Source organism: Sulfitobacter sp. UBA4523 (assembly GCF_002388305.1).
In the GTDB taxonomy this organism is placed as follows: Bacteria; Pseudomonadota; Alphaproteobacteria; order Rhodobacterales; family Rhodobacteraceae; genus Sulfitobacter; species Sulfitobacter pontiacus.
Window position 1 is genome coordinate 20,309 of sequence record NZ_DGMH01000023.1, and the last position, 9,070, is coordinate 29,378.

8 protein-coding genes and 1 pseudogene are annotated in these 9,070 nt (G+C 64.4%); 5 read left to right on the forward strand and 4 right to left on the reverse strand.

The features are described 5' to 3' along the window. Positions 1 to 14 precede the first annotated feature (14 nt). Genes thiB through B3849_RS05765 form a run of 3 tightly spaced genes read left to right on the forward strand, consistent with a single transcriptional unit; the run spans position 15 to position 3,203 of the window. The gene (thiB, locus tag B3849_RS05755; RefSeq protein WP_278425337.1) at positions 15 to 992 is read left to right on the forward strand and encodes a thiamine ABC transporter substrate binding subunit; all 978 of its coding nucleotides are present in this window, start codon (positions 15 to 17) and stop codon (positions 990 to 992) included. After that, complete coding sequence (locus B3849_RS05760) at positions 968 to 2,524, forward strand: thiamine/thiamine pyrophosphate ABC transporter permease ThiP (RefSeq protein WP_278425336.1); 1,557 nt, start codon at positions 968 to 970, stop codon at positions 2,522 to 2,524. The genes thiB and B3849_RS05760 overlap by 25 nt, the downstream gene beginning before the upstream one ends. Then, positions 2,511 to 3,203: an ATP-binding cassette domain-containing protein gene (locus tag B3849_RS05765; protein WP_278425335.1), complete on the forward strand. Its 693-nt coding sequence runs from the start codon at positions 2,511 to 2,513 to the stop codon at positions 3,201 to 3,203. Before B3849_RS05760 ends, B3849_RS05765 begins: the two co-directional genes overlap by 14 nt. Here the strand turns inward: B3849_RS05765 and B3849_RS05770 are convergent, their stop codons facing one another. The 3 genes from B3849_RS05770 to B3849_RS05780 are packed head-to-tail and all read right to left on the reverse strand — an operon-like array spanning position 3,204 to position 5,935. Next, a complete protein-coding gene (locus B3849_RS05770) occupies positions 3,204 to 3,788 on the reverse strand; it encodes an exopolysaccharide biosynthesis protein (RefSeq protein ID WP_005850947.1) in 585 nt (194 codons plus the stop codon). A 14-nt stretch (positions 3,789 to 3,802) separates the two neighbouring features. Continuing rightward, positions 3,803 to 4,657, reverse strand: a complete 855-nt coding sequence (locus B3849_RS05775) for an SDR family oxidoreductase (RefSeq protein ID WP_278425334.1) — start codon at positions 4,655 to 4,657, stop codon at positions 3,803 to 3,805. 12 nt (positions 4,658 to 4,669) lie between these two features. After that, positions 4,670 to 5,935, reverse strand: coding sequence for a glycosyltransferase family 4 protein (locus B3849_RS05780; protein WP_286779907.1), 1,266 nt, complete (start codon positions 5,933 to 5,935; stop codon positions 4,670 to 4,672). A 121-nt stretch (positions 5,936 to 6,056) separates the two neighbouring features. Here B3849_RS05780 and ade point away from each other — a divergent pair, with 121 nt between their 5' ends. After that, the gene (gene ade / locus B3849_RS05785; RefSeq protein WP_286779908.1) at positions 6,057 to 7,850 is read left to right on the forward strand and encodes an adenine deaminase; all 1,794 of its coding nucleotides are present in this window, start codon (positions 6,057 to 6,059) and stop codon (positions 7,848 to 7,850) included. Between the two features lie 39 nt (positions 7,851 to 7,889). On the opposite strand, the gene B3849_RS05790 is transcribed toward ade, so the two are convergent. After that, entirely contained in the window at positions 7,890 to 8,519 is a 630-nt protein-coding gene (locus tag B3849_RS05790; RefSeq protein WP_286779909.1) for a LysE family translocator, read from the reverse strand. Between the two features lie 380 nt (positions 8,520 to 8,899). Between B3849_RS05790 and B3849_RS05795 the strand changes: the two are divergent. Next, positions 8,900 to 9,070, forward strand: a pseudogene (locus tag B3849_RS05795) (threonine dehydratase); the annotation flags it as partial.

Below are 9,070 nucleotides of genomic sequence, written 5' to 3' on the forward strand. Positions count from 1 at the left end.
TTTTGGAGGATGCCATGAAGTATCTTACACTTGCTGCCACCACGCTTTTCGCCACGCAGGCATGGGCCGAGACGCCCGAACTGGTGGTCTATACCTACGACAGCTTTGTCGCCGAATGGGGCCCCGGCCCCGTGATCGAAGCGGCCTTCGAGGCCGAATGCGCCTGCGATCTGAAATTCGTCGGTATGGGCGATGGCGCGGCGCTGCTGGCGCGGCTCAAGCTGGAAGGCGCGCGGTCTGACGCCGATCTGGTGCTGGGGCTTGATACCAGCCTGATCGCGGCGGCCAAGGAGACAGGGTTGTTCGCGCCCGCCACAGTGAACGCGGATTATGACCTGCCGGTCACATGGGAGGATGACAGCTTTGTCCCCTATGACTGGGGCTATTTCGCCTTTGTCCATAACGCCGATCTGACCCCGCCCGCGAATTTCCGCGCTCTGGCCGACAGTGACCTCAAGATCGTGATTCAGGACCCGCGGTCCTCTACCCCCGGTCTGGGCCTGCTGATGTGGGTCAAGGACGCTTATGGCGACGAGGCCCCTGCGATCTGGGAAGGTCTGGCGGATAACGTCGTGACCGTGACCAAGGGCTGGTCCGAAGCCTACGGCCTGTTTCTTGAGGGCGAGGCCGACATGGTGCTGAGCTATACCACATCCCCCGCTTACCACCTGATCGCCGAAGAGGACGCGACCAAAGCCGCCGCCGCCTTTGACGAAGGCCATTACATGCAGATCGAAGTGGTCGGCAAACTGGCAGGCAGCGACCAGCCCGAGCTGGCCGATCAGTTCATGCAGTTCATGGTATCGGACGCGGCGCAATCGGTGCTGCCCACGACCAACTGGATGTACCCCGCCGTTACGCCCCAAGGCGGGCTGCCCGAAGGCTATGAACAGTTGATCGAACCGGGCAAGGCGCTGCTGATCCCAAGCGATGACGTGCCCGCCCTGCGCGAGGAAGCATTGGCCGAATGGCTCTCCGCACTGTCGCAATAAGCACGAAATCCGGCATCAGCGCCGCCGTTCTGGTGGCGGCGCTGATCCTTGCTGCGGTGGGGGCGGTGCTGTGGCGGGCCGAGTTCGGCAGCGGGCTTGGCCCGGCCGATTGGTCCGCGATCCGGTTTACCGTGTTACAGGCCGCGCTTTCCGCCCTGCTGTCTACCATGCTGGCGATCCCTGTCGCCCGCGCCTTGGCGCGACGGCGCTTTGTCGGGCGCGGGTTGCTGGTCACGCTGCTGGGGGCTCCGTTCATCCTGCCGGTGATTGTCGCCGTGCTGGGGGTGCTTGCGGTCTTTGGCCGCGCGGGCTGGCTCAATGCGGTGCTGGCGGCGGTCGGATTGCCCGGCATCACGATCTACGGGCTGCACGGCGTGGTGCTGGCGCATGTCTTCTTCAACCTCCCGCTGGCCACGCGGCTGTTGTTGCAGGCGTGGCAGACCGTGCCCGCGGAACGGTTTCGGCTGGCCGCGCAGCTTGACCTGACCCCGCGCGCGGTATTCCGCAGCATCGAGCTTCCCCTACTGCGGCAAATCCTGCCCGGCACCCCAGCGTTGATCTTTGTGATCTGCCTGACCAGCTTTGCCGTCGCGCTGACCCTCGGCGGCGGCCCCCGCGCCACGACGATCGAGCTTGCGATCTATCAGGCGTTCCGTTTCGACTTTGACCTGAACCGTGCAGCGCTGCTGTCGCTGGTGCAGCTTGGCCTTGCCGGCAGCACCGCCGCGCTGGCGCTGTGGATTATCCCCGCGATCAGTCTGGGCGGCGGGCAGGACCGCCCCCTGCACCGCTGGGACGCACGTGGTGGGCTGCAACGGTGGCTCGACGCGCTGTTCATCACGTTGGCGGCGGGGTTTCTGCTGCTGCCCCTGACCTCGGTCGTGCTGCGCGGGGTGATCGGCCTGCCGCAAATGCCAGCCAGCGTGTGGCAGGCGGCGGGCACCTCTGTCACCGTGGCGCTGATCAGCGTGGTGGTCTTGCTGGCCTTGGCCTTGCCCCTTGCCGGATGGATCGCGACCCGCGCCCGCGGCGGGGTAGAGGCCGTGGGCCTCTTGGGTCTTGCGGCCTCTCCGCTGATGATCGGCACCGGCTGGTTCATTCTGATCAACCCTGTCGCCAGCCCCTTTGCGCTGGCCTTACCCGTCACGGCGCTGGTCAATGCGCTGATGGCCCTGCCCTTTGCCCTGCGTATTCTGGTGCCCCGCCTGCGCGACACGGTGCAGATCTATGGCCGACAGGCGCAGATGCTGGGGCTGACCGGCTGGCCGCTTTGGCGCTGGCTGATCCTGCCACGCTTGCGCCCGCAGATCGGCTTTGCCGCGGGGCTGACCGGTGCCCTGTCGATGGGGGATCTGGGGGTCATCGCCTTGTTCGCCGACCCCGACAGTGCCACCCTGCCGCTGCAGATGTACCGGTTGATGGGGGCCTACCGGATGGAGGCCGCGGCCGGTGCAGCCCTGATCCTGCTGGCGCTGTCGCTTGGGATTTTCTGGATATTCGACAAGGGAGGGCGCTGGCATGCTGACGCTTGAGACCGCGCAGATCACCCAAGGCAGCTTTACCCTGCACGCCGACCTGACCCTTGCGCCCGCGCAGACCTATGCGGTGATCGGCCCCTCGGGTGCGGGAAAATCCACCCTGCTGGGGGCGCTTTGCGGGTTCATTCCGCTCAGGTCCGGTAGGCTGCTGTGGCAGGGCAAGGACATCACCCAAGCCGCCCCCGGTGCGCGACCGATGACGATGCTTTTTCAGGACAACAACCTCTTTCCCCATCTCAGCGTGATGCAGAATGTGGGGCTGGGGCTGCGCCCCGACCTGCGGCTCGGCACTGCGGAACAAACCCGTGTACACGAGGCGCTTGATCGCGTCGGGCTGCAGGGGATGGCCGGGCGCAAACCCTCCGAGCTTTCCGGCGGGCAGCAAAGCCGTGTGGCCCTCGCACGGGTGCTGGTGCAAGCCCGCCCGCTTGTCCTGCTCGACGAACCCTTTGCCGCACTTGGCCCCGCCCTGCGCAACGACATGCTGGATCTGGTGGCCGCCCTCGCCGCAGAGACCAAAGCCGCGTTGATCATGGTCACCCATGCCCCCGAGGACGTGCGCCGCATCGCGGATCAGGTGATCTTTGTCGAAGCTGGCACCGCACATCCGCCGCAGCCTGCCGCAGCGCTGATGGACAACCCGCCCGACGCGCTGCGCGCCTATCTGGGGTAGTCAGAAAATGACGGCGTAGAAGGTCAGCGATGTCAGCAGGATCGTCAGATACCCCAGCAGCACATAAAGCCCGTCACGGGTGAACAGACCAAAGGCAAACAGCGCCACCGTTCCGCCCCCGAAGGACGACGCGAAGGGCACGAATTCAAGCAAGGGCCAACCCACAGGCAGGATCACGCAGGTCACCAACGTCAGCAGACGCATCGGGCCTGTCGTCAGAAACTGGAGCCTTTTGCCCGAGTGGCGATCAAAAAACGCCGCGGGCTTGCGCAGCCACCGCACGCAGAACAGCAACCGCGATGACTTGACCTCCCGGCGCAGCAGGAACTGCGGCAACCACAGACGTTTGCGCCCATAGACCGCCTGCGCCGACAGCACGATGATCACCATCGCCATGAAACTGGACACGCCAAAGACACCGGACAGCGGCGACACCAACAGCAGCGCGGCCAGCAGAATGAACGGGAGCAGGGACCGCTCTCCGAATTCGTTCAGCACATCGTTGATCGTGACCGTCTCGCGGCTGGCCGCTTGCTCCATCCCGTCCAGCAGATGGGTGAGGCTACGCTCCTCGATATTGTGCATATACCCCCCAAAGGTCAGCTGTCTTGTGCAAGCAATGCCGCCAGCCCGGCCCGATAGGTGGGGAACTGCGGTGCCCAGCCTAACGCCTGCTTGATACGGTCGTTCCGAACCTTCTTGCTTTCCGCGTAAAAGCTGCGGGCCATGGGGGTCATATCGGCCTGATCAAAGGGGATCGCGGGGGGCACGGGCAGGCCAAGCAGCTCTGCCGCGTGGGCGATCACGTCTTGCGGCGGCGCGGGGTCATCGTCGCACAGATTATAGACCGCGCCCGGGTCGGGCCGCTGCAAGGACAGCTCAAGCGCTTGGGCAATATCCTCGACATGGATCCGAGAGAAGACCTGCCCCTGCTTGATGATCCGCCGCGCCGTTCCGGCCCGCACCTTGGCAAAGGGGCCGCGTCCGGGGCCATAGATCCCTGCAAGGCGAAAGATATGCAGCGGCAGATCGGGGATCGCCTGCCATCGTGCCTCTGCCGCGACACGGGCGCGTCCGCGTTTGGTCGATGGCGTCAGCGGCGTGTCCTCGTCCACCCAATCGCCGTCGTGGTCGCCGTAAACCCCTGTTGTCGACAGGTAGCCGACCCACCGCAGATCGGGCGCGGCGCGGGTGACCGCATCCTCGACCGCATTCAAGACCGGATCGCCTGCGCTGTCCGGTCCGGCCGAGACGAGCACATTGGGAAACTGCGCGATCAACGCCCCCAGATCGCCCCCCGGCCAGACGACGGGTTCAACACCTGTGTCCGCGATGGCATCTGCCTTGTCGGGGCTGCGCGTGGTGCCGACGATGCGCCAGCCCTGCGGCACCAGCCGTGCGGCAAGGGCGCGCGCGCTAAAGCCATGCCCGATCGACAGCAGCGTTTTCTCCATGAGGCGTCCTTTCTATGTGGTGGGGGTCCGGGGCAAGGCGATCCGCTGCCCCTCGGGGACCAATGCATTCATCTGCGCGATATGTTCCGGCAGGCATTTGCTCAGGAAGTCATAGGTCTCGACCACATGCGCCCGCGCCGCCGGCCCCAGATGCGCATAGGCCGCCGGATTGCCCAGCACATCCGCCACCTGATCGCCCAGCGCGTCGGGATCGAAGAAATCGCATAGCAGACCGGTTTCGCCGTGGGTAATCGCCTCGCGCACGGGGGCTACGTCAGAGCCGACGATCGTCGCGCCCATCGCCATCGCCTCGAGCAGGGACCACGACAGCACAAATGGCATGGTCAGATAAAGATGGCAGCGGCTGATCTGTATAACCTTCTGGTAATCCTCGTAGGACAGCTTGCCCAGAAAATGCACCCGCGACCAATCAACGTGCTTGCCCACCTCTGCCTCCATCTCGGCGCGCAGGCCCCCGGGGTGTTTGCTTTTGCCGCCATAAGAGGTGTCGTTGCCCCCCACCACCAACACCCGTGCCTCGGGGCGTTGTTTCAGAATGCGTGGCAATGCGCGCATGAACACATGAAAGCCCCGCGTGCGTTCAAGGTTGCGCGACACAAAGGTCAGCACCTCGTCATCCTTGGTCAGGGCGCGATCCATCCGCCCCAGCTTGAGCGTCACCGCCGGATCGGGGCGCAGCTGGTCTGTGCGTATCCCGTCGTGACAGACATAGAGCTTGCGGTGAAAGCTTTGCGGAAAACGGTCGCGCTGCCAGTAGGTCGGGCTGAGCCCGATATCGACGGTTTCGATATTGGCCAGCGGCACGGCATTGCGCGCGTGCAACAGAAAGGGTGTATTCTCGGTCACCGGGTCTTCGGGGTCGAACCCCACGGGACCGCCGGTATCGCTGTAGTAATACTCGAAGAAGCCGATGATCGGGACATCGGGCCAGATCTGCTTGAAAAACGTCAGCTCCCCCCAGCCCACATGCCCCACCACGATATCGGGCTTGAACCCTTCGCGGGTCTCGATCTGTTTGGCCGCGCGGGCGGCCCCCAAGCCGTTGCCGGTAGATTCCTCCCAGTTCTTCGACAGCCCATAGGCATTCTCTGCCGGTCTGTGATGCGCCTTGTAGACCCGTGTCTCGACGCCATCAAAACGGGGCGGGTTTTTGCGTTGGGTCAGGAAATAGATCTGGTGTGTGCGTTGATCGGCCAGCCATTGCACCAGCTCGCGGTATTGGCCGGGCATATTCTGGTGCACAAACATGATCTTCATGGGGTCGCCTTATGTCCTGTCGGTTGCAGACAGTTAGCCCAGTCGGCACGGACAGTGCAAACGCCACGGCGCTGGACGGCTCTGGCTTGAACCTCGGGCGATCTTCGTGTCAACGTCAGGTATGAAAGAACACACATTCCCCTCGTGGCCCGATGTGGCCGATCAACTGGTCGCTGTTGCGGCAGGACGCAGCGCTGCGGATACGATTATCACCGGCGGTAACTGGGTCAACGTGCACACGCGCGAAACCCTGCCGGACCATGATATCGCGATCAAGGCGGGGCGCATTGCCTTTGTCGGGCCCGACGCCAGCCATTGCAAAGGCGACACGACCAAGGTGATCGAGGCCAAGGGCCGCTATATGATCCCCGGCCTGTGTGACGGGCATATGCACATCGAAAGCGGCATGCTGACACCGGCGGAATTTGCCCGCGCTGTGATCCCCCATGGCACCACGTCGATGTTCACCGACCCGCATGAGATCGCCAATGTGCTGGGGCTGGAAGGCGTGCGCATGATGCATGACGAAGCCCTGATGCAGCCGGTGAATATCTTCACCCAGATGCCGTCCTGTGCGCCATCCGCCCCCGGTCTGGAAACCACCGGCTTTGAAATCACGGCAGAGGATGTCGCCGAGGCCATGCACTGGCCCGGTATCATCGGTCTGGGCGAGATGATGAACTTCCCCGGTGTGACCGCGGGCGACCCCAAGATGCTGGCCGAGATTGCCGCAACGCAACGCGCGGGCAAGACAGTGGGCGGGCACTATGCCTCCCCCGATCTGGGGCCCGCCTTTGCGGCCTATGTGGCGGGCGGCCCTGCGGATGATCACGAGGGCACCTGCGAGGCGGATGCCATTGCGCGGATGCGTCAGGGGATGCGGTCGATGATCCGGCTGGGGTCCGCGTGGTATGACGTTGAAACACAGATCACCGCGATCACCGAAAAAGGGCTGGATTCGCGCAACATGATCCTGTGCACCGATGACTGCCATTCAGGCACCTTGGTGAATGACGGTCATATGAACCGCGTGGTGCGCCATGCCATCGACTGCGGCTGCGACCCGTTGGTTGCGCTGCAAATGGCGACGATCAACACCGCGATCCACTTTGGGCTGGAACGCGAGATCGGGTCGCTGACGCCCGGGCGGCGGGCCGATGTGATCCTGACCTCTGACCTCGAAACACTCCCCATCGAGACGGTGATCGCGCGGGGGCAGATCGTGGCCGAGGATGGCGCGTGTCTGGTAGACTGCCCGCATTACGACTGGCCGCCCCATGCGCGGCAGACCGTCAACATGGGCAAAGCCCTTGGCGCGGATGATTTCCAGATCACCGCACCTGCGGGGGCCAATGCCGTCACCGCGAATGTCATCGGCGTGGTCGAGAATCAGGCCCCCACCCGCGCACTGAAATTCGAACTGCCGGTGACCGAAGGCCGCGTGCAGTCCACGGGCGAAGTGTGCCAGATCGCACTGGTCGAACGGCACCGCGGTACCGGCACTGTGGTCAACGCGCTGGTCTCGGGCTTTGGCTATCAAGGGCCGATGGCGATGGCGTCCACCGTGGCGCATGACAGTCACCACATGATCGTGGTGGGCACCGATACCGAGCATATGGCGATGGCCGCGAACCGTCTTCGCGAGGTTGGCGGCGGGATCACCATCTTCAAGGACGGGGCAGAGCTGGCCATGGTCGAGCTGCCGATCGCCGGCCTGATGTCCGACAACCCCGCCTCCGACGTCGCCGCCAAGACCGAGGCGATGATGCAGGCAATGCGCGACTGTGGCTGCACGCTGAACAACGCCTATATGCAGCATTCGCTGCTGGCGCTGGTGGTCATTCCCAGCCTGCGCATCTCCGACAAGGGCATCGTCGACGTGGAGCGCTTCGAACTGGTCGACCTCTTCGTCTGACGCCTTGGACCGCCAATCGGCCCGGTCGCGCCCTTTCGATCAGGCGGCGACCGGGCTCCGCGCATCCGACATGATCTTCAGCCCGATCGCGACGAAGCAGGCGCCGGCCAGCCGCTCGATACGGTGACGGACATCGCGGAACCTGCCCATGATCGGCGGCGAGGCCATGAAGAGGCTGACGGCGGAATACCAGGCCAGTGAGCTCGCGACGACCAGGCCGATCATCAGCACCATGACCGATGACGGCATGGCGCCGGACGCGGCCGTCGCAAAGACGCTGGCGAACAGCACGATCGCCTTGGGATTGGTGAGGGTGACGACGAAGCCGAACAGAAGCGCACTGCGCTCGCGCGGCGCCTCGCCGGCGATCTCCACTTGATCGGGCCGCTTGATGATCAACCGCAGCCCGAGGAAAACGAGATAGGCGCCGCCGAGGATGCGGACGAACCAGGTCAGCCATTGATACTGGGTCAGGATCGCCGACAGGCCGATCAGGCTCAGGGCGGCGTAGAAGCCGAGACCCAGCGAAACGCCCAGCGCCGTCGCTAGGCCCGCCCGCGATCCTCGCGTCATCGCAGATCGCACGACCGCGAGGAAATCGGGCCCCGGCAGCATCAGTGCCGGGATGAAAACGGCGAACACGCTGCCGACTGCCATGACGAGGTCCATCGGGCATTCTCCCGCGCAGGCTTGAGAGGGGCGATTATCGTCCCGGCTTTCGGCCCATGCAACGACAGCGACGCCGATGAAGCGGATCGTCCGCGCGGCTTTACAAATTCGCGCGGATGGCCGATGGCTGGCGCAACGGTAATCGAGCAGAGAAAGGGGCGCGCGATGGCATGGAACATCACGATCGGCGGAGCCACGTCCCTGATTATCGGCGCCGGCATGTCTGGCGGCCCTGCTGCATTGCAGCTTTCCGGCGCCCCGACATGTCCGGCCCGCGGCGGCGTCGTCTAGACAGCTTCCGCCTATCCGGCCGCCGCATGTGACGGCCGTGCATTCCTTCGGAGCCGGAGCCGGTTCCACAAAAGCTAAGTCTGTGATCCATGTCCGATAACGAGTTTTCCCGCCGCGTCGCTGTCGCGGAAGAGGCCCTGCGTGCCCTGTTTCCGGCAACGCCCCTGCAGCTCAACGAGCATCTTTCCGCCCGATACGATGCGCGCATCTTCCTGAAGCGCGAAGATCTGACGCCGGTGCGTTCCTACAAGATCCGCGGC